We start from the raw sequence: 20357 nt of genomic DNA, 5'->3' as shown, positions 1-20357 counted from the left end.
GACGTCGATCTTTGAGCAGCGCATGGGGCTCCCGTCTCCGATCAGCTTGAGGCCGGACGCCGGTGTCCGCCATCTATCAAGAGATCTGTGTCAGCGAGGACCGTCCGACAGGGCGAGCGACGGCGTGGCGGGTGCGACCGATCGCAGCCCTTCGGGTCACCGGCAGACGATACCCTCCACCGATTTCACCTCCTCGACGAGACGGTCGGCGAAGGCGCGCACCACCGGGCGCATGAAGCGCACCGAGGGATAGGCGAGCATCATTTCCGCCGATTTCACCTCATATGCCGGGAGGATGCGCCGCAACCGGCCATCCTTCAACGCCTCGCCGGCAAAGAGAGCCTGGATCGGACCGCAGGCATGCCCCGTGAGCAATGTGTTGAGGATGACATTTGCATCATTGGTATGAAGGAACGGGCGAACCGGGATCTGATGCTGTTCATTGCCCTTCGTCAGCGTCAGGGACCGTCCCGGCGAAAGCACCTGAGCGGTGGTCACCAGCGGAACGGCGCCGAGCTTCAAAGGATCGTCGATCCCTCCGACACGCTCGAGAAAGTCCGGGCTCGCCGCGAGAATGCGCTCGACGAAGCCCAGCCGGCGGATGACGACGTCCTGGCTCTCCGGCCGTGAATAGCGGATTGCCATGTCGAAATTGTCGTAGACGAGATCGATCGCGCGGTTCTCGAGCACGAGCTCGATGCGCACCTCGGGATGATCGCGCTGGAAGTCCATCACGATCGGATGGATGACCTTGCCGCCGACGCAGGTCTGGGCATGGATGCGCAGCTTGCCTTCGATCGCGCCGCCCTCGATCCGAATGCCTTCCATTGCCGCGTCGATCGCCGCCAGCCCGGAGCGCGTCGCCTCATAGAGCGTCTCGCCGGCAGACGTCGCGCGAACATGGCGCGGCGAGCGCTCGAGAAGCCGTGCCTGCACGTGTCGTTCGAGATTGGCGAGATGCTTGGAAATTGCGGGTTGGCTGATGCCGAGATCGGCAGCCGCACCAGTCATGGAACCGCGCTCGATCGTCCGCGCAAAGGCGCGCAAGGCAGCCGTGACGTCCATCATCATTCCAAACAGCTATGAATATCATATCATCATTGCCGTTGCTCATATCTCAGCCGGATGATGTTCTCAAGCCGCGATTCGACGGACAGCCACAACGAGGCGCTTCATGACAACCACCCCCATTTCCCTGTCGCGGCGATCCTTTCTCGTCGCATGCGGCGCCGCCGGCCTCGCCGGCTGTTCGACTGCTGGCCGCAATCCCGCCCTAGAGCCTGAGCCCATGGCCGATGTCGCAGCAGCCGAGCCACTCGCTTCGTCTCGTCGAACCGCGGAACTCGACACGCGCTACGGCGCGCTGAATGACGGTGGCCACGAGCTGCCTGCCGTCCCCTACTGGAAGATGGACCGGAAATACTATCGTCAGCGCGTTGCCGATCCCACAGGAGAGTCCCCGGGTACGGTGGTCGTCGATACGCCGAACCGGTTCCTCTATCTCGTCGAGAACGACGGCATGGCGATGCGCTACGGGGTCGGCATCGGACGGGCGGGTTTCGAATGGGGCGGCGAAGGCGCGATCCACTGGCGACAGCACTGGCCACGCTGGAAGGTTCCTGCCGAGATGATCGCGCGCAAACCGTCGCTTGAAGTCTATTCCGTCGAAAACGGCGGCATGGCTCCCGGCGTGACCAATCCGCTGGGTGCCCGCGCGCTCTACATCTTCAAGAACGGCAAGGACACGCTCTACCGCCTGCACGGGACGCCCGAGTGGTGGACGATCGGCGGCGCCAATTCCTCGGGCTGTGTTCGCCTGGTCAATCAGGACGTGATCGACCTTTACGAGCGCGTCCCCTATCATGCCCGGATCGTCGTTCATCAGGCACCGATGAACGACCGTGTCGCGGGGCTGTGAGCCAGAACCAATGCGCCGGCTCGCCCGCCTAGCTCCGCATGACCCGGATCGCCGATCGGCCACCATCGACGCCGATCACCTGACCGGTGATCCACGAGCCGGACTCGGTGAGGAGGAGTTCGGCCATGGCGGCGATGTCGTCGGGTTTGCCGAGACGCGGCACCGCGTGCATCCTGGCGATGGCCTCCGCCATCTTTTCGTTGCCGGCCACCGTCTGGCCGAGCGGCGTGTCGACGAGCGAGGGGGCGATCGCGTTGACCCGGATCTTCGGCGCATATTCGGTGGCGAGCGTGCGCGTCAGGCCGACGACGGCGCCCTTGGCCATGGCGATCGAGGCGTGGGCGGCAAAGCCCTGCTCGACGGCGACCGTCGAGAAGAACAAGGCGCTGGCGCCGTCTTCCGCCTTCAGCAACGCCGGCAGCGCCGCCTGGAAGGCGAGAGCGGCACCGAGGGAATTCAGCCTGAAGTCGGTGAGGAAGTCCTCCGCGTTCGCCTTTTGAAACGGCTTCAGATTGATCGAACCAACGGCATAGACGAAGCCGTCGAGGCGATCGGGCATGTCGCGCGCCGCATCGGCGATCGCGTTCGGCTCCATCACGTCGCACAAGATCGTGTCGGCTGAAAGCTCGTCGGCCAATTTGCCGAGTTCGTCGCGATTGCGTCCACAAAGGACGATCTCGTGCCCCGCTTTCGTCAGTCGCCGTGCGATCGCCTGCCCGACGCCGCCATTGCCTCCGAAGATCAGATGCCGACCCATGCCTGTCCCTTCGCTGTTTTCGCAGCCGTGACGCGGCCGCTCATCGAGAGCGAACTTCAGGGCGTTGGAAGGGTTGCAACTTGCGCTCGGGCTGCGGCGAATTGTCAGCCCGGCTTTGCTTGCGACCCGCGCGAGGGACCCGGCGAATGGCGCCTGTGCAGCCGCAGTGTCGCCGGGCGCCTATCAGGCATTTCAACAGAAAACGCCCTCCCGAGCTTATGCTCGAAAGGGCGTCTTGTCTTGGTTGCGGGGAGAGGATTTGAACCTCTGACCTTCAGGTTATGAGCCTGACGAGCTACCGGGCTGCTCCACCCCGCGTCAGCAACGGTGCGTCTCTGCGCCGCCGGTGACCGCTATGTATGCGACAGCTGGATGAATGAAAAGGGGGTCTGGCCATTCAGCGGGAGTTTTTTGCAGAAATCGGCAAAAGCCCCTGAAATGGCTGGATAATATCAGCTTGCGCATTTCGGGCCGAGGATCGTTCCAGCTCGAATTGGCGACAGATGGCGATCGAATTTCGCCCTGGCGAGGCACTCGGCCGGGAATCGGTCCCGCGATCACCACCGACAGGGCGCCGCAGCGGCCGGGCCGTTCTCGAACGAGCGGCCCGGCCGAATCGCTGGGCTCAGGCCTTGGCCTTCTCGGCATCGGCCCGGGCGACCGCCTCGATGATCAGCTTGCGCGCCATGTCACTGCCGCCCCAATCGCCGATCTTCACCCACTTGCCGGGTTCGAGATCCTTGTAGTGCTCGAAGAAGTGCTCGATCTGCCTGAGCGTGATCTCCGGCATGTCCGAGGGCTCGAACACCTTGGCATAGCGCTGGGTGAGCTCGGGCGACGGCACGGCGATGATCTTCTCGTCCTGGCCCTTGTTGTCCTCCATGACCAGGACGCCGATCGGCCGGCAATTGATCACGCAGCCCGGAAACAGCGGCCGGGTGTTGCAGACGAGAACGTCGATCGGATCGCCGTCGTCGGAAAGCGTATGCGGCACGAAGCCGTAGTTCCCGGGATAGGTCATCGGCGTATAGAGAAACCGGTCGACGACGAGGCAGCCTGCGTCCTTGTCCATCTCGTATTTGATCGGATGGCCGCCGACGGGCACCTCGATGATGACGTTGATGTCTTCCGGGGGATTGATGCCGCGCTGGATGGCGTCGATACGCATGAGAGCTCCTTGCAACTGGATCGACCCGGCCGCTGACGCTGTTCTCGCGGCTTTCGGGTCCGATTGAGACGCCGATGAGCCCAGACCGCGCAGGTGGCCGCTGGCAGGCTGCTTACCGGCTGGACGCTGGCGTTGCAATGTTTTCGCATCGACGCCGAAGCAACGGCCTTGATCGGCCGAAGGCCGCAAAGACGACGCGGACCGCCGGAGCGAAGATCAGCTTCGTACGCAAAAATATGGAAATGGTCGGAGCGAGAGGATTCGAACCTCCGACCCCCTGGACCCCATCCAGGTGCGCTACCAGACTGCGCTACGCTCCGCCGAGAGACTGCCTATCCAAACGGGGCAGCCGACGCAAGATGTTTCCGCGCCCTGCCGGGACGCTTTATCCGAAAGGGGCGGGCGACGTCGCGTGAAATCGCCCTGCCCTGCTGGCGTTCAGGCGCTGGCGCGCATCAGCGGCGAGCCGATCCGCTCGATATCCCAGCGCGGCACCCAGGACGCGGTGATGTCGACGATCCGCCGCATGTCGAAAATGTAGCGACGATCGACCAGCGCCTCGACCGAGGCGAAGTCGAAGGTCCTGAACGCCGCCCATTCCGTGGCGACGAGAACCGCGCTGACACCCTTACAGGCCTCGGCGATCGTCTCGCACTGGCTGTAGCCGCGATGATCGACGGCAAGCCTTGCCACCGGATCGAAGCTCTGCACGTCGGCGCCCTCTTCGAGAAGGGCGTGGACGAGATCGACCGCCGGGCTGTCGCGCACGTCGTCGGTATCGGCCTTGAAGGCGAGGCCCAGGACAGCAACGCGCTTGCCCGAAAGCTTGTCGCCCATCGCCGCTTCGATCCGCTTGAGGATGTGGAACCGGCGCGAATCATTGATGCGGATGACCGTCTCGACGATCTGCTGCTGCACGCCGTGACGCCGGCCGATCGTCGCCAGAGCGAGCGTGTCCTTGGGAAAGCAGGAACCGCCATAGCCCGGGCCGGCCTTGAGGAATTGCGGACCGATGCGGCTGTCGAGGCCGATGCCCCTTGCGACCTGATCGATGTCGCCGCCCACCGTCTCGACGAGATCGGAGATCTCGTTGATGAAGGTGACCTTGGTGGCGAGGAAGGCGTTGGCGGCGTATTTGATCGTCTCGCTGGTCGAGGTGTCGGTCACGATCATCGGCACGCCGCGATCCTCGAAGGCGGCGTAACTGTCGCGCACCTTCTGCCGCGCGGCCTCGCTGGTGCCGCCGATGACGATCCGCTCGGGATTGAAGAAATCCTTCAGCGCCGTTCCCTCGCGCAGGAACTCCGGGTTTGAAACGATCTCGAGGCCCTTGCCCGGATGATTGCGGTCGAGCCGAGCCTGAAGGCCGGCACAGGTGCCGATCGGCACCGTGGACTTGACGACGATGACGGCCTCGGCAGGTGCGATCTCGGCAATGCCGGCGACGGCGGAATCGAGATAGTCCAGCCGGGCATTGCCCGTCCGCTCGCTGGTGGGCGTGCCGACCGCGACGTAGAACAGTCCGCAGTCCCTGGCCTCGCCGATGTCGGTGGTGAAGACGATATTGCCGCGGGCGATCACCTCGCGCAGGGCGTCCTCGAGCCCGTCCTCGAAAATCGGCGGGATGCCTTTCTTCAGCATCGCGACCTTGCTCGCATCGAGATCGACGCAGGTGACCTTCAGGCCCAGTTTCGCAAGTCCGACGGCTTGAATCAGTCCGACATAGCCGACCCCGACCACACAGATGGTTTGTGCCTGCACTTTTGTGATCCTAAACGTTTTACCCCCCGGCGGAGGCGTTATGCCTTTTCGCTTGTCAGTCAAGCAGAGTTTGCCGGCGGTCCTGTGTTGCATGGCAAGCGCGGCAATCGTGCAACCCCGCCTCACGGAGAGGTTGTCGGACCGCCGGGCTCGCAGGAGAAGAAGGCGGAAAACTCACACGAAATGCTTCGAGAGTTTCAGCCCCTGAGCCTGATAGTTCGAGGCGAGGTCCGTTCCGTAAAGCCGTTCCGGCTCGGCCGCCATCTTTTCGTAGACGAGGCGCCCGACGATCTGGCCGTCTTCCAGAATGAACGGAACGTCGTGGCTGCGCACTTCCAGCACCGCCCGGCTGCCCGCGCCCCCGGCAGCCGAATGACCGAAGCCGGGATCGAAGAAGCCGGCATAATGCACGCGAAATTCGCCCACAAGCGGGTCGAAGGGCGTCATTTCCGCCGCGTGGTCCGGCGGCACGTGCACCGCTTCCTTGGAGACGAGGATGTAGAATTCGTCCGGATCGAGAACGAGCTCGCCGGTGCCGCGCCGCGATATCGGCTCCCAGTACTCGGCCAGCGGATAGGCGGCGCGCCGGTCGACGTCGACGAGCCCTGTGTGGCGTTTGCCGCGATAGCCGACGAGGCTTCCGGGCTCGCCGGAAAGATCGATCGAAAGGGCGATGCCGGCATCGGAGATGTTGGCGTTGTCGCCGGAGGTGAGACGCGACCGCTCATGCAGCGCGGCGAGTTCGGCCGCAGATAACGTCGGCTCGCCGCAGCGAAAGCGGATCTGCGACAGGCGCGAGCCCTCGCGCACCAGGATCGGAAAGGTTCGCGGCGAAATTTCCAGATAGAGCGGGCCGTGATAGCCGGCCGGCACCTTGTCGAATTCCTGGGCGTTGTCGGCGAGGACCCTTGTGAAGATGTCGAGCCGGCCGGTGGAGGATTTCGGATTGGCCGTCGCCCTGACGTGATCGGGCAATGCCAGCCCTTCGAGCAGCGGCACGACATAGACGCAGCCGGTCTCAAGGACAGCGCCCCCTTCGAGACTGAACTCGTGCAGGGCAAACCGCCTCAGCTTGTCGTCGACCGAATGGGAACCGCCGGGCAGAAAGCTCGCGCGCACCCGGTAGGCGACGGGGCCGAGCCTCAGATCCAGCGAGGCCGGCTGGATCTGATCACCGTCGCGCTCGCGCGTCGCCGACAGGGCGCCAGCCTCGAACAGCCTCGCGATTTCCCGATCCGGCAGGATCCCCTGCATTGCAGCGCTCACCGTCGAGCCGTCCTTCTCATCATCGTCACTGCCCGGCACGGTGCGCGCGGGGCATCCCAAGTTTTCGCGGATTGACGCCTAACCCCATCGGAGCTATTTGCAAACCCATCGTGGTGATTTGGCCGGCCGGCTTGCAGCCACGTTAAACAACTCGCTAAAGGGCCGATTCCGAAGACGGGACCATGTTTTCGAACCGGCGTTGCGCGATCGCAAGGGCCGGTTTTTTGCTGTTCGGAGACCAGACGATGCTGAAGCGCACCCATGACAAGAAGCCCCTCAAGCCCGCGACCCTGATGGTCCATGGCGGCACGATGCGCTCCGGCTTCGGCGAAATGTCCGAGGCGATGTTCCTGACCCAGGGCTTCGTCTACGAGACCGCCGAGGCGGCCGAGGCCCGCTTCAAGGGCGAGGAGCCGGGCTTCATCTATTCGCGCTACGCCAATCCGACGACCCGCATGTTCGAGGAGCGGATGATGGCGCTGGAAGGCGCCGAGGACGCCCGCGGCACGGCGTCTGGCATGGCCGCCGTCGCTTCCGCCATCCAGTGCCAGCTGAAGGCCGGCGACCATATCGTCGCGGCGCGCGCTCTCTTCGGCTCCTGCCGCTACGTGGTGGAAACGGTGATGGCGCGCTGCGGCGTCGACTGCACGCTGATCGACGGCCGCGACCTCGACCAGTGGCAACAAGCGGTCCGTCCGAACACCAAGGTGTTCTTCATGGAGACGCCGACCAATCCGACGCTGGAGGTGATCGACATCGCCGCCGTCGCCGAGATCGCCCATGCGGCCGGCGCGACGCTCGTCGTCGACAACGTCTTCGCGACACCGATCCACCAGAAGCCGCTGGAACTGGGCGCCGACGTCGTCGTCTATTCGGCGACGAAGCACATCGACGGCCAGGGCCGCTGCCTCGGCGGCATCATCCTCTCGTCGAAGGACTGGATCGACGAGAACCTCCACGATTTCTACCGCCACACCGGCCCGGCGCTATCGCCCTTCAACGCCTGGACGCTGCTGAAGGGGCTGGAAACCCTGCCGCTGCGCGTCGCCCAGCAGACAGCCTCGGCCGCGACGCTCGCCGATCGTCTGGCCGAGCGGCCGGAGATTTCCCGCGTGCTCTATCCGCACCGCGAGGACCATCCGGACCATGCCATCGCCAAGCGCCAGATGGCGGCGGGCTCGACGCTGATCGCTTTCGACGTCGCCGCTGGCAAGGAGGCGGCCTTCCGCTTTCTCAATGCCTTGGAGATCATCCTGATTTCCAACAATCTCGGCGATGCCAAGAGCATCATCACCCATCCGGCGACGACGACCCACAAGAACCTGTCCCCGGAAGCGCGCGCCGAACTCGGCATCAATGACGGGCTGATCCGCCTGTCGCTCGGGCTCGAGGATGTCGAGGATCTGTGGGACGACATCGAGGCCGCGCTGTCGGCGGTCTGAGGGCCGCGGTCTTTCTGCGAATGACGGTCAAATCTGCTCGATGCGGCAGCCCGGGTGATTCAGCAGCTCGCTTCTCTGCGCCTCCCATCCTGACGTCGGAGTGAGGGCGGGCGGGCGACATCAGGCGATGCGCCAAGCGCCCCTCGCCCTTCGAGGCCGCCTTTGGCGGCACCTCAGGATGAGGGGCTATGGTGGCGTCGCGCGGCTCGGCTTTGCCTCATTCCAGCAGTTGCTTGAATCGCATACGCTTTTTCCGGCTGACCCGCCTGCCCTAACGCGGCAGAACCGAGCGTCCTCATCCTGAGGTGCCGCCGCAGGCGGCCTCGAAAGGCGAGGACGCGGGGCGCAATCGGGAGAAAGACTGCGACCGCAGAAAGGCTTCGACGGGACGCACTCGTCATTCTGCGCCCCCTCACCCGAAGGTCCTAACCGCCAGCCAGACCCGCGCCGCAAACGTCCACGCCGTCATGGCTGCAAAGCCATAGGCGATCACCGGAAACCAGGCGGGAAACAGGCAGAACAGGCAGAACGCGATGATCGTCTCGCTGGCCTCGGCGAGGCCCGTCGTGAAAAAGAATGCCTTGCGGCCCCTGACGTCGGTGGTGATCCGCCGCTTCTCGGCAAGGATCGCATAGGCGAGAAAACTCGCGCCATTGGCATAGAATGTCAGCAGGAGGACCGCCGCGGGAACGGCATTGCTGGCCGGATCCAGAACCGCGAAGGCGAGCGGGATCGCGCCGTAGAAGACGAAGTCGAAGACGATGTCGAGATAGCCGCCGAGATCGGTCGGCTGTGTCTTCTTGGCGATCGCGCCGTCGAGGCCATCGCACAGCCGCGACGCTAAAAGAAGAAAAAGCCCCAAGAGAACGGCGCCAGAAGCGATCGCGACGGCGCCGAGGAGACCGATGCCAAGACCGGCGACGGTGACGGTATTTGCGCCAACACCCCACGCGACGAAGCGCGCCGCCAGACGCTCGACGGGCGGGTCGATCCGCCGTCTCAATATGGAATCGAACACCTCAGATGAGCCCTTTGAGAACGAAACAGCGGCCGTTCTTCAGCCTATCATTGCCGGACAACCCGCGCGAACATCCCTCCCACCGGACCCGCGAACAGTTGCAAACGCCTGCCATCGGATCATATGCGGATTTGCCGCGCAGGAATTCCGAAAGGTGAGTCCGCGTTTGAATTGCGCTATAGCCGTGGAACGTGACTGTCATCTTGTCTGAAAGGCCATGTCTCCGATGTACCAGGCGACGACCCGCCAAATCGTCGTGACCGTGAAGCCGGCTTATCTGGAGGACCAGTCCGACCCGAGCGAGCGGCACTGGGTCTGGGCCTATCAGGTCGAGATCGAGAACTGCGGCGAAGTCGCCGTGCAGATCGAGTCGCGCTACTGGCAGATCACCGATGCGACCGGTCATGTGGAGGAAGTGCGCGGCCCGGGTGTCGTCGGCGAACAGCCGGTGATCCTTCCGGGCGACAGCTTCACCTACACGTCCGGATGCCCGCTCCCGACGCCGTCCGGCATCATGCGCGGCACCTATCAGCTTCGCGCCGACGACGGCGAGGCCTTCGAGATCGAGATCCCGGCCTTCTCGCTGGATCTGCCGACGCAGGACCGCGTTCTCAACTGAGATATCCATCACGACCTGACGCGCCGCTCCTCTCCGGTTTGTTGGCGTCGTCCTGCCGGCGACGTTTTGCCAATGGCGCGTTCAGGGTCTAGAAGCGGCGCGCAACGAACGGAGGGGGCAATGGAAGAGCCTCAAAAGGCCGATCCCTCGAGGCTGGGGGAACTGAGAGCAAAGATCGACGCGATCGACGAGTCGGTCCATCGTCTCTTGATGCAACGGGCCGTGGTGATCGACGAGCTGATCGCGGTTAAGGGCACTGCCAAAAGCGGCGCTGCCTTTCGCCCGGGCCGCGAGGCCGACATGATGCGCCGGCTCGCCGAGCGCCATTCGGGCCATCTGCCGCTCACCGCCATCGAGCATCTCTGGCGCGAGATCATCTCGACCTTCACCGCCCTGCAGGCGCCTTTTGACGTCTTCGCCTGCGGCGAGCCGGTCTCGGCCATCGACACCGCCCGGTTTTATTTCGGCTTCACGGTCCCGCTGACGCTTCTCGATTCGCCGGCCGCCGTCCTCAGTGCAGTTCAGGAAGGCGGCGATGACCGGCTCGGCGTCGTCGGGCTCACCGGTGACGACGGTGCCTGGTGGGACGAGCTGACCAGCGCGCATGTCGTGGCGCGTCTGCCCTTCTTCGACATGGCCGGCCGGCCGGCGGCCTCGCCGAGCCTCGTCATCGCGCCGCCACTCGCGGACCCCGTGCCGCCCGAAATCGGATGCTACGCCGTCCAGGGTCTCGGGGAGACTGACGATCTCGGCGAAGGGATTGCCATCTTGGCCTTGGCCAGGTCGCGATCCGGGACCAGCGCTCTCGTTGCCTCGCGTCTTTCCGGCGAAGACCTCGCCATTCGCCTCGGCTCTCACCTCGACATCCGTCCCGTTGGCGGTTATGCGGCTCCTTTGGCGTTCCCAGCTCCCTGAGAGCCAGCGAAGCGCTTCTCAATCAGGGTTTGCGACGATGAAACCGGTTCCCAAGAACGGCGTGCTCGACATCGAGATCTACGTCCCCGGCAAGAGCCGGGCGCCGGAGGGAATCAAGCTGCACAAGCTCTCCTCCAACGAGACGCCGCTCGGCCCCCCGCCGTCGGCCGTCGAGGCGGCGCGCCAGGCAATCGGTGACCTCGCGCTCTATCCGGACGGCCAGGCGAGCCAGCTGAAAGCCGCGATCGCCGAGGTCCACGGCCTCAACACGAAGAACATCATCTGCGGCAACGGCTCGGACGAGCTGCTCGGCCTTCTCTGCCAGTGCTATCTGGCGCCCGGCGACGAGGCGATCCACACCGAGCACGGCTTCCTCGTCTACGCGATCCAGATCAAGGCCGCAGGCGCAACGCCCATCGTGGCTCCCGAGAAGAACGCGACCGCCGATGTCGACGCCATTCTGGAGCGCGTGACCGAGAAGACCAAGCTGGTCTTCCTGGCAAACCCCAACAACCCGACCGGCACCTACCTGCCGTTCGACGAGGTTCGCCGGCTGCAGGCCGGCCTGCCGGGCCATGTCGTCCTCGTTCTCGACGCGGCCTATGCCGAATATGTCCGGCGCAACGACTATGGCGCGGGCATCGAACTCGTCTCCTCGGCCGACAACGTCGTGATGACGCGGACCTTCTCGAAGATCTACGGTCTCGCCGGGCTGCGCATTGGCTGGCTCTACGGGCCGGAGGCGATCGTTTCGACTCTCGACCGGGTGCGCGGACCGTTCAATCTCAACGCGGCGGCCATTGCGGCCGGCACGGCGGCGATCCGCGACCGTGCCTTCATCGAGGAAGCGGCAAGCTTCAACGCCCATTGGCTGGAATGGACCACCCGCGAAATCGAGTCGCTGGGCCTGACGGTGACGCCGAGCGTCGGCAATTTCATCCTGATCCATTTCCCCGACGAGGACGGCAAGGGCGCGGCCGAGGCCGACGTCCATCTCTCGGCACGCGGCTATATCCTGCGCCGCGTCGCCGGATACGGCTTCCCCAATGCCCTGAGAATGTCGATCGGCAGCGAAGAGGCCAATCGCGGCGTCGTCGCCGCGCTCGCCGAATTTCTGAAGAGCCCTTCCTGATGAGCGAACCTCTCTTCGAGCGCCTGGCGCTGATCGGCATCGGCCTGATCGGTTCGTCGCTCGCCCTCAATGCCAGGACGAACGGCCTCGCACGCCACATCGCTATCGCCACGAGGCGCAAGGAGACGCTGGACAAGGCCGAGGAACTCGGGCTCGGCGACAGCTATCATCTGGAAGCGAGCGAAGCCGTCGCGGACGCCGATTTCGTCATCCTGTGCGTTCCAGTCGGCAGTTGCGGAGCGATCACACGCGAGATCGCACCGCATCTCAAAGCCGGCGCGATCGTCTCCGACGTCGGCTCGGTCAAGGGCGCGGTGATCGCGCAGATGGCGCCGCATCTGCCGAGTTCGGTGCATTTCGTGCCGGCGCATCCGCTGGCCGGCACCGAGCAGTCCGGCCCGCAGGCCGGCTTCCTCGAACTCTTCACCAACCGCTGGTCGATCCTGACGCCCCCCGAGGGCACAGATCCAGCTGCGGTCACCAGGGTCGAAGCCTTCTGGCAGGGCTGCGGCTCGAATGTCGAGACGATGACCGCCGAGCATCACGACCTGGTGCTGGCAATCGTCTCCCACGTGCCGCATCTCATCGCCTACAACATCGTCGGCACGGCCGCCGATCTCGAGACGGTGACCCAGTCGGAGGTGGTGAAGTTCTCGGCGTCGGGCTTCCGCGACTTCACCCGCATCGCGGCCTCGGATCCGACCATGTGGCGCGACGTCTTCCTGACCAACCGCGACGCGGTGCTGGAGATGCTCGCCCGCTTCTCGGAGGATCTGGCAACGTTGCAGCGGGCGATCCGGTGGGGCGACGGCGATACGCTGTTCGACCTCTTCACCCGCACACGGGCAATCCGGCGCAACGTCATCGAGGCCGGCCAGGACACGGCCAAGCCGAATTTCGGCCGCGAGCCGGCCAGCGGCGAGCGGGCCGGCACCAAGGGCTGAGCAGGCCGCGCGAAGTCGCAGCAAACGTGGTTTGCACGATGGCCGGCGAGAGACCTGCGGGCCTCAGTCGCCCGCGCGCAGCCCGTCAACGAACACGTCGATCAGCCGGATGACGGCCGGCTCCCAGCGCTCCTCGCGGCGCGCGAGGCACATCCCGATGACGGTCTGGAGAATGTCGTCGGCGGAGATGTCGTCGCGCAACCGTCCGCTTGCGACGGCCGGCCCGTGCAGCCGTTCGATGGCGGTCGACAAACTCGCGAGCGAGAAGCAGGCGATCTCGGACGAGCCGTCGATGGCGACGGCGAGCGCCGCGATCATCCCCTTTTTCGTCGCCACCATCCCGACCATGCCGTGCAGGAACGAACGCAGCGCCGCGACGGGATCCTCGGCACCTTCCAGCTCCTCGGAAAGCTTCGCGAGCTGCTCGATCTCGCGTCGATAGACCGCCTCGAACAAGGCTTCGCGCGTCGGGAAATGCCGATAGAGCGTGCCGATGCCGACGCCGGCCCTGCGGGCCACGGCCTCCAGCGTCCCGCCGCCGCCCGTCTCGCGAAACACCACCGCGGCCGCGGCGATCAGCTTCTCACGGTTTCGTAAGGAGTCGGCGCGCGGTCGGCGCATTGCCGTCGTCAATTCGCGTTCCATCTCGGAATTTATAATCCTTCCACACTTGAAAGCGGAGGGTCCCTCCGTATAATAGGCACGGACAGGCTCTCCCGTCGACCGCAGACCGTCTTTCGAAACCGGCTGGAGCGACAAGTCAAATCGCCGGACACCCGCCCGGCGGCGCCCCGCGATCCAGCGCCACGGCGGCGCGAACGCCTGTCCCGACATTTTCATTCCTCGAAAGGTAACCCGATGAACCTTTCTCTCACACTCACCATCAATGGCGAGACACGCGAAATCGTTCTCGACGATCCCCGCGTCACCTTGCTCGACCTTCTGCGCGAGCGGCTCGGCCTGACCGGCGCCAAGAAAGGCTGCGATCGCGGCCAGTGCGGAGCCTGCACCATCCTCGTCGATGGCCAGCGCATCAATTCGTGCCTGGCGCTGGCGATCAGCTACCACGGCTCGTCGATCACAACTGTCGAGGGGCTCGCCCAGGGCGGGACGCTGCATCCGGTCCAGCAGGCCTTCATCGATCACGACGGCTTCCAGTGCGGCTTCTGCACGCCGGGCCAGGTGATGAGCGCCGTCGGCCTGATCGCCGAAGGCCAGACCGGCGACGATCCCGAGCGCGTGCGCGAAGCCATGAGCGGCAATATCTGCCGCTGCGGCGCCTACATGGGCATCACCGAGGCCGTCATCGAGGCGCGCGGCAAGATGTCCGAAACCAAACCGGAGAAAGCGGCATGAACCTTTTCGAGTACATCCGCCCGACCTCGGTTGCCGAGGCGATCGCAGCGGCTGGCGAACCCGGCTCGGCCTATCTCGGCGCCGGCACCAATCTCCTCGACCTGATGAAGGGTGGCGTCACCAGCCCGAACCGGCTGATCGACCTCACCCACCTGCCCGATCTCGGCAAGATCGAACAGCTCCCCGACGGCTCGATGCGCATCGGCGCACTCGTGAAAAATGCCGCCCTCGCCCACGACACGGCCTTCTCGAAGGCCTATCCGGCGGTCGCCGAGGCTCTGCTTTCGGGCGCGTCGGCACAGTTGCGCAATGCCGCCACGGTCGGCGGCAATCTGATGCAGCGGACCCGCTGCGCCTATTTCGCCGACCCTGCCAGCGCCTGCAACAAGCGCGAACCGGGCTCGGGCTGCGATGCGATCGGCGGCGAGAACCGGCATCACGCCATTCTCGGCTGGAGCGAAAGCTGCATCGCAACCCATCCCTCTGATTTCTGCGTCGCGCTGACAGCGCTTGACGCGACGATCGAGATCGAAGGCGCTGGCGGCCGGCGGGAGGTTCCGATCACGGACTTCTATCTCCTGCCCGGGGACACGCCGCATGAGGAGACCGTGCTGGAAGCCGGCGAGATCATCGTCGCGATCAAGCTTCCGGCAAACGCTGCCGGCTTTGCGGGACATCAGCGCTATCTGAAGGTTCGCGAGCGCACATCCTATGCCTTCGCCCTCGTCTCGGCGGCGGCGGCTCTCGAAATCGAGAACGGCACGATCACCGAGGCCCGGCTGGCGCTCGGCGGCGTCGCCATGAAGCCCTGGCGGTCGGCGGCGGCGGAAGCCGCGCTCGCCGGCCTTTCGCCGACCCGCGAGGCCTTCGAGAAGGCCGCCGAAGCGGCTTTTGCCGATGCCCGCCCCTCCGGCGAGAACGCCTACAAGATCGAGCTCGGCAAGCGCGTCGTCGCGCGCGCACTCGCCATGGCGGCCGCCGGAACGCCGGAGCGCATGCCGGCTCTGCCCGCTTCTCCCTTCGCCTCCGACACGGGAGCCATCGCTCATGTCTGATACAATCTCCCTGCCGGGCGGCAATGCCCGCTTCGGCTCCAACAGCGGCCAGCCGATGACCCGCCGCGACGGCGTCCTCAAGGTCACCGGCGCCGCCACCTTCGCGGCCGACAATCATCCCGACGGCATGCTCTATGCCGTCACCGCCAATGCCACGATCTCCCGCGGCAGGGTCACCTCCCTCAACGTCGAGGCGGCCAAGGCCCATCCCGGCGTCGTCGAGGTGATCACGCCAGCCAACCGGCCGCCTTTGGCGATCACCCCGGAGGCAAAGCCCTACCCCTTCGCCTTCAACATCGAGGTGCTGCAGGACGACACCGTGCGATATGCCGGCCAGGAAATCGCCATGGTCGTCGCCGAAACGCTCGAGGCCGCGACCGAGGGCGCGCGTCTCCTCGCGCCGACCTATGAAGCCGAGACGGCCCGAGTGGGCTTCGACGACGTCGACAGCTTCGATCCGGACGCCGTCGGCGTCGGCGCTCCGCCGGTCGCCGAGAAGGGCGACATCGACGCCGGGCTGGCGAAGGCCGTCAATCGGATCTCCGCCAGCTATGAGACCCCCGCGCAATATCACAACGCCATGGAACCTCACGCCATGGTGGCCCAGTGGGACGGCGACCGGGTAACGCTCGACACGCCGAACCAGGCACTCGTGATGTCGACGGGCGCCTTCGGGGCATGGTTCGGCATCCCGCCCGAGAACGTCACGATCCGCAGTCCGTTCCTCGGGGGCGGCTTCGGCTCCAAGGCGATCGTCTTCGGTGGCCAGGTGCTGACGGTGCTCGCAGCGAAGATGCTCGGCCGTCCGGTCAAATATGCGCTGAGACGCGACCAGATGTACGGCCCGGTCGGCCATCGCGGCGCCACGCGTCAGGCTTTCAGGATGGGGATGGACGCCGAGGGCAAGTTGACGGCGCTTGAACATCTGACGACGTCGACGACCTCGACCTTCGAGGACTTCATCGAGCCCGCCTCGAACGCCTCCCACGATCTCTACGCATCGCCCGCCCTTTCCTCGCGCCACAAGGCGGCGCGGCTCGATATCGGCACGCCGGGTCCGATGCGCGCGCCCGGCGAGGCCTCCGGTTCGGCCGCTCTCGAATCGGCGATCGACGAGGCGGCGCTCGCCGCCGGCCTCGATCCGCTGGAGTTCCGCCTCAGGAACTACGCCGAGACGGCGCCGATGTCTGATAAGCCCTACTCGGCCAAGGCCCTTCGCGAGTGCTATGCGCAGGGCGCCGAAAAATTCGGCTGGTCGAAACGGCCGATGCAGCCGCGGCAGATGAAAGACGATGCCGGCCGCCTTGTCGGTTGGGGCATGGGCACGGCGCTGTTCCCGGCGCCGATGTTCCAGGCAAAGGCCAAGGCGACGCTGCGCGCCGACGGCTCGGCGCTCGTCGAGACTGCTGGTGCCGACATGGGCCAGGGCGCCTGGACGGCGCTGCATCAGATCGCGGCGGACGGGCTCGGCCTCGACATCGCGCAGGTCGAGTTCCATTCCGGTCATTCGGGCCTGCCGGATGGCGGCATCGCCGGCGGCTCCGGCCATACGGCGACCGCCGGCAGCGCTCTGCATGCCGCCGGCAAGGACGCCATCGCCAAGCTCACCGAGCTTGCGGTCAACGACGAGGCCTCGCCGCTCTTTGGCGCCGGCAATATCGGCGTGACGGCGCGGGACGGACGGCTCCACCGCGCCGACGATCCGAGCCGGTCGGAGAGCTACGGCGAGATTCTGGCGAGAGCCGGCGTGTCGGAGCTCGGCGGCGAAGGTCAGGGCGCGCGCGATCCCTCGAGCGCCGAGGAATACGCGATGTTCTCCCACGGCGCGGTCTTTGCCGAGGTGAAGGTCGATCCGGAACTGTGCCAGATCCGCGTCAGCCGCCTCGTCGGTGCCTTCGCGGCCGGCCGCATCATCAATCCGCGCCTTGCGGCGAGCCAGCTCTATGGCGGGATGATCTGGGGCATCGGCTTTGCGCTGCTCGAGGAAGCCGTTCACGACAGACGCTCGGGCCGGATCATGAACGCCAATCTCGCCGAATACCACGTGCCGGTGAATGCCGACGTGCCGCCGATGGACGTGATCCTGGTCGACGAGGACGACCGCTACGTCAACGCTCTCGGCATCAAGGGCGTCGGCGAGATCGGCATTACCGGAACCGTCGGGGCGATCGCCAATGCCATCTGGCATGCGACGGGCGTCAGGGTACGGAAATTCCCGATCGGCATCGAGGCGCTCTTGGCCGAGACCTCAGCCCACTGACGCGACGAGGTCGCCGGTCGCCCGGTGACATGACAGACGAGCGAAGCCGCCAGGGCATGGGCCTTGGCGGCTTTGTCGTCCCGGCTTGAAGCAAGGGCGGTCCGACCCGGTCATCCGGGCCTGCGCGATTTTTCGCTTAGCGAGCGGGTGATTTCCGCCTATGTCACCCTTGGACCGTTCATGGTGGTGGACGCGGATCAAGGGAGAAGGACATCATGCTGGCTGTGCTCGACGCGGGCAAACCGGAAGATCCGGCGATCGGAGCGACGGACCGGGCGGCCCTGACATATCGAGGGCTCTCCGATATCGCCGAAGCGACGGTCGCGCAGCTCAACAAGCTCGGCATCGGCATCGGCGACCGGGTCGCGATCGTCCTGCCGAACGGACCGGAAATGGCTGCCGCTTTCGTCGCGATCGCAGCCGGCGCGAGCGCCGCCCCGCTCAATCCGGCCTACCGGGCCGAGGAGCTGGAATTCTATCTGTCCGATCTGAGGGCCAAGGCCCTCGTCGTCGACACCGCCGGTCACGAGGCGGCCGAGGAGGTCGCCGCGAAGCTGAACATTCCGATCCTCACCCTTTCCGTCGAAGCGGGCGGGCCTGCTGGCGCCTTCACCCTTTCCGGCGAAACGATCGGCGAGACCGCTCGCCCCGGAATGTCGGCAGACGAGGACGAGGCCCTCGTCCTCCACACCTCCGGCACCACCTCGCGCCCCAAGATCGTGCCCCTGAGCCTCGGCAATCTGAAGGCCTCGGCGCGGCACATTCGCGGATCGCTCGAGCTGAAAGCCGCCGACCGCTGCCTCAACATCATGCCGCTCTTCCACATTCACGGGCTGATCGCGGCCGTTCTGTCTTCGCTCTCGGCGGGGGCCGAGGTGATCTGCACCCCCGGCTTCAACGCCCTCAAGATCTTCCAGTGGATGGATGAAGCCGCCCCCACCTGGTACACGGCCGTTCCGACCATGCATCAGGCGATCCTGTCGCGCGCGCCGCGCAATCCCGACGCCGTAGCGCGGCTGCGGCTGCGCTTCATCCGCTCCTCCTCCTCTTCCTTGCCGCCTCAGGTGATGGCGGAGCTAGAAAAGACCTTCGACTGCCCGGTGATCGAGGCCTATGGCATGACGGAGGCCTCCCACCAGATGACGTCGAACCAGCTGCCGCCGGGCGCCAGGAAGCCCGGCAGCGTCGGGCCGGCGGCCGGCCCGGAAGTGGCGATCCTTTCGGCAGACGGCCGCCCGCTCCCGGCCGGCGAGATCGGCGAGGTCTCGATCCGCGGGCCGAACGTCACCGCCGGCTACGAGAACAACGAGGCGGCGAACGCCGAGGCCTTCGCCCATGGCTGGTTCCACACCGGCGATCAGGGGCGGCTCGACGAGGACGGCTTCCTGTTCCTGACCGGCCGCCTCAAGGAGATCATCAATCGCGGCGGCGAGAAGATTTCGCCCCGCGAGGTCGACGAGGTTCTGATGGACCATCCGGCCGTGCAGCAGGTGGTCTGTTTCGCCATGCCCCATGAGAAGCTCGGCGAGGACGTTGCGGCGGCCGTCGTCTTGCGTGACGGGGCCACCGCCACCGAACGCGAGATCCGCGATTTTGCGGCAACGCGGCTCGCCGACTTCAAGGTGCCCCGCAAGATCCTCTTCCTCGATGAGATCCCGAAGGGCGCGACCGGCAAGCTGCAGCGGATCGGCCTCGCCGAAAAGCTCGGCCTCGGCGCGGGGCCGGCGAAATGAAGGTCGCGATCTTCGGCGCGGGCGCGATCGGCGGCCTGATCGGCGCGCGGCTCGCTGAGCGCACTGATGCCGAAATCGGCCTCGTTGCGCGCGGCCCGCACCTCAAGGCTATGCAGGAGAACGGGCTGACGGTCAGAGCCGAGGACGGCGAAACGACCGTCAAAGTCCGCGCCTGCGAAGACCCGGCAGAGCTCGGGCCGCAGGATTACGTGATCATCGCGCTGAAGGCCCATTCGGTGCCCGCGATCCTGCCGTCGCTGCAGCCACTGCTGGGCCCGCACACCGCCGTCGTCACGGCACAGAACGGCCTGCCCTGGTGGTATTTTCACAGGATCGGCGGTGAGCATGAAGGCCGGCGCATCGAGGCCGTCGATCCGGGCGGGGCGATCTGGGAGGCGATCGGGCCCGAACGGGCCATCGGCTGCGTCGTCCACCCGGCGGCCGACATCGAGGCTCCCGGCATCATCCGTCACATCGAGGGCGAGCGGCTGCCGCTCGGTGAGCCGTCCGGCGAGAAGAGCGAACGGGCGCTGGGCCTGTCGAAGCTTCTGGTCGAGGCCGGATTTCGCGCTCCCGTGCGACCGCAGATAAGGTCCGAAATCTGGGTGAAGCTTTGGGGCAACCTCTCCTTCAACCCGATTTCGGCGCTGACCGGCGCCACACTCGCCGGCATCTGCGCCGATGACGGTGCCCGTTCGGTCGCCCGCGACATGATGCTGGAGGCCGAAGCCATCGCTAAGGCGCTCGGCATCACCTTCCCCATCGACGTCTACAAGCGCATCGCGGGCGCTGCCGCCGTCGGCGAACACAAGACGTCGATGCTGCAGGATCTGGAACTCGGTCGGCCTCTGGAGATCGACGCGCTGGTCACCTCGGTTCAGGAAATGGGCCGACTGACGGGCATCGCGACGCCGACGATCGATATGGTGCTCGGCCTTCTGCGCCTCAGGGCAGCGACGCCTCTCGGCGGCTGAGCCCGGAGCATTTTTCCAGCGAAAGCCGGTTCGGCTTTC

The 20357-nt window shown here is 65.7% G+C and carries 18 protein-coding genes, 2 tRNA genes and 1 riboswitch; of the genes, 11 read left to right on the top strand and 9 right to left on the bottom strand.

Annotated features, from left to right (window positions below):
* Positions 1-156 precede the first annotated feature (156 nt).
* Positions 157-1065 carry a LysR family transcriptional regulator gene (locus J6595_RS06500; RefSeq protein WP_209593636.1) on the bottom strand — a complete coding sequence of 303 codons (909 nt, stop codon included), beginning with the start codon at positions 1063-1065 and terminating at the stop codon, positions 157-159.
* A gap of 109 nt (positions 1066-1174) precedes the next feature.
* Between J6595_RS06500 and J6595_RS06495 the strand changes: the two genes are divergently transcribed.
* Positions 1175-1918, top strand: coding sequence for a L,D-transpeptidase (locus J6595_RS06495; protein ID WP_209593635.1), 744 nt, complete (start codon positions 1175-1177; stop codon positions 1916-1918).
* Positions 1919-1946: 28 nt separating this feature from the next.
* On the opposite strand, the gene J6595_RS06490 is transcribed toward J6595_RS06495, so the two are convergent.
* From J6595_RS06490 to J6595_RS06465, 6 genes are all read right to left on the bottom strand, one after another.
* Positions 1947-2675, bottom strand: a complete 729-nt coding sequence (locus J6595_RS06490) for an SDR family NAD(P)-dependent oxidoreductase (protein WP_209593634.1) — start codon at positions 2673-2675, stop codon at positions 1947-1949.
* A 241-nt stretch (positions 2676-2916) separates the two neighbouring features.
* A tRNA-Met gene (locus J6595_RS06485) sits at positions 2917-2993 on the bottom strand.
* 307 nt (positions 2994-3300) lie between these two features.
* The gene (gene ppa / locus J6595_RS06480) at positions 3301-3843 is read right to left on the bottom strand and encodes an inorganic diphosphatase (RefSeq protein WP_209593633.1); all 543 of its coding nucleotides are present in this window, start codon (positions 3841-3843) and stop codon (positions 3301-3303) included.
* Between the two features lie 243 nt (positions 3844-4086).
* Positions 4087-4163, bottom strand: a tRNA-Pro gene (locus tag J6595_RS06475).
* Between the two features lie 118 nt (positions 4164-4281).
* Positions 4282-5604 carry a UDP-glucose dehydrogenase family protein gene (locus tag J6595_RS06470; protein WP_209593632.1) on the bottom strand — a complete coding sequence of 441 codons (1323 nt, stop codon included), beginning with the start codon at positions 5602-5604 and terminating at the stop codon, positions 4282-4284.
* 174 nt (positions 5605-5778) lie between these two features.
* A complete protein-coding gene (locus J6595_RS06465; protein WP_209593833.1) occupies positions 5779-6858 on the bottom strand; it encodes a 2'-deoxycytidine 5'-triphosphate deaminase in 1080 nt (359 codons plus the stop codon).
* A 112-nt stretch (positions 6859-6970) separates the two neighbouring features.
* A riboswitch (SAM riboswitch) is annotated at positions 6971-7048 on the top strand.
* Between the two features lie 67 nt (positions 7049-7115).
* On the opposite strand from J6595_RS06465, the gene J6595_RS06460 reads away from it, so the two are divergent.
* Complete coding sequence (locus J6595_RS06460; protein ID WP_209593832.1) at positions 7116-8312, top strand: O-succinylhomoserine sulfhydrylase; 1197 nt, start codon at positions 7116-7118, stop codon at positions 8310-8312.
* A 412-nt stretch (positions 8313-8724) separates the two neighbouring features.
* On the opposite strand, the gene J6595_RS06455 is transcribed toward J6595_RS06460, so the two are convergent.
* Entirely contained in the window at positions 8725-9330 is a 606-nt protein-coding gene (locus J6595_RS06455; protein ID WP_209593631.1) for a CDP-alcohol phosphatidyltransferase family protein, read from the bottom strand.
* Between the two features lie 226 nt (positions 9331-9556).
* Between J6595_RS06455 and apaG the strand changes: the two genes are divergently transcribed.
* From apaG to J6595_RS06435, 4 genes are all read left to right on the top strand, one after another.
* Entirely contained in the window at positions 9557-9949 is a 393-nt protein-coding gene (gene apaG, locus J6595_RS06450) for a Co2+/Mg2+ efflux protein ApaG (protein WP_209593630.1), read from the top strand.
* A gap of 120 nt (positions 9950-10069) precedes the next feature.
* Positions 10070-10864 (top strand): chorismate mutase, encoded by a 795-nt coding sequence (gene pheA / locus J6595_RS06445; protein ID WP_209593629.1) that lies wholly within the window; start codon positions 10070-10072, stop codon positions 10862-10864.
* Between the two features lie 37 nt (positions 10865-10901).
* Positions 10902-11996: a histidinol-phosphate transaminase gene (hisC, locus tag J6595_RS06440; RefSeq protein ID WP_209593628.1), complete on the top strand. Its 1095-nt coding sequence runs from the start codon at positions 10902-10904 to the stop codon at positions 11994-11996.
* A complete protein-coding gene (locus J6595_RS06435) occupies positions 11996-12940 on the top strand; it encodes a prephenate/arogenate dehydrogenase family protein (protein WP_209593627.1) in 945 nt (314 codons plus the stop codon). Before hisC ends, J6595_RS06435 begins: the two co-directional genes overlap by 1 nt.
* Before the next feature lie 63 nt (positions 12941-13003).
* On the opposite strand, the gene J6595_RS06430 is transcribed toward J6595_RS06435, so the two are convergent.
* Positions 13004-13585 carry a TetR/AcrR family transcriptional regulator gene (locus J6595_RS06430; protein WP_209593626.1) on the bottom strand — a complete coding sequence of 194 codons (582 nt, stop codon included), beginning with the start codon at positions 13583-13585 and terminating at the stop codon, positions 13004-13006.
* A gap of 213 nt (positions 13586-13798) precedes the next feature.
* Here J6595_RS06430 and J6595_RS06425 point away from each other — a divergent pair, with 213 nt between their 5' ends.
* The 5 genes from J6595_RS06425 (at position 13799) to J6595_RS06405 (ending at position 20318) form a co-directional block, all read left to right on the top strand.
* On the top strand, positions 13799-14296 hold the full coding sequence (locus J6595_RS06425) for a (2Fe-2S)-binding protein (protein ID WP_209593625.1): 498 nt from the start codon (positions 13799-13801) through the stop codon (positions 14294-14296).
* Positions 14293-15351, top strand: coding sequence for an FAD binding domain-containing protein (locus tag J6595_RS06420; protein ID WP_209593624.1), 1059 nt, complete (start codon positions 14293-14295; stop codon positions 15349-15351). The genes J6595_RS06425 and J6595_RS06420 overlap by 4 nt, the downstream gene beginning before the upstream one ends.
* Complete coding sequence (locus J6595_RS06415) at positions 15344-17611, top strand: xanthine dehydrogenase family protein molybdopterin-binding subunit (protein ID WP_209593623.1); 2268 nt, start codon at positions 15344-15346, stop codon at positions 17609-17611. The genes J6595_RS06420 and J6595_RS06415 overlap by 8 nt, the downstream gene beginning before the upstream one ends.
* Positions 17612-17826: 215 nt before the next feature.
* Entirely contained in the window at positions 17827-19344 is a 1518-nt protein-coding gene (locus tag J6595_RS06410) for an acyl--CoA ligase (protein ID WP_209593622.1), read from the top strand.
* Complete coding sequence (locus tag J6595_RS06405; RefSeq protein ID WP_209593621.1) at positions 19341-20318, top strand: 2-dehydropantoate 2-reductase; 978 nt, start codon at positions 19341-19343, stop codon at positions 20316-20318. Before J6595_RS06410 ends, J6595_RS06405 begins: the two co-directional genes overlap by 4 nt.
* The last annotated feature ends 39 nt before the right edge of the window (positions 20319-20357 follow it).

This window comes from Jiella mangrovi (assembly GCF_017815135.1).
Classification (GTDB): domain Bacteria; phylum Pseudomonadota; class Alphaproteobacteria; order Rhizobiales; family Rhizobiaceae; genus Jiella; species Jiella mangrovi.
The sequence above is the reverse complement of the archived record's forward strand: the minus strand, read 5'-3'. Positions and strand labels throughout refer to the sequence as shown.